The organism is Vibrio sp. 10N.222.52.B7 (genome assembly GCF_041474275.1).
GTDB classification, from domain to species: domain Bacteria; phylum Pseudomonadota; class Gammaproteobacteria; order Enterobacterales; family Vibrionaceae; genus Vibrio; species Vibrio crassostreae_C.
Map to the genome: position 1 here is coordinate 1 of NZ_JBFRTU010000512.1, position 318 is coordinate 318.

General features: G+C 43.1%; 1 pseudogene. It reads left to right on the forward strand.

What is annotated here, in order from left to right:
• Window positions 1-86 precede the first annotated feature (86 nt).
• A pseudogene (locus AB4512_RS23950) lies at window positions 87-318 on the forward strand (hypothetical protein); the annotation flags it as partial.

The following is a 318-nucleotide window of genomic DNA, read 5'->3' on the forward strand; positions in this document are numbered from 1 at the left end:
GTATGTATTACGGCAACTGCAATCACTCAATATCACGCGACATCTCGGTATATTAGCACCACGTTCTAAATCATAAGATGTGTACCATGAAAGTGTTATCTTTAACTGCGTTCGCTGCCACTGTTCTTCTTGTCGGTTGTAATAGTTCAAACCAAAGCAAGCCTGTGGCAAGCCAAGAAAATGTCAAACCATCCGTTGTTCACGGGATCACAATAGAAGCGGTCCCTTCTCAGTTCTCTGCGTATTCCAAAGCAGGTTATAACCGACATGTCGCGGTCAATGCCCCTAATGGCAAATCTATCCATATTCTAATTATGG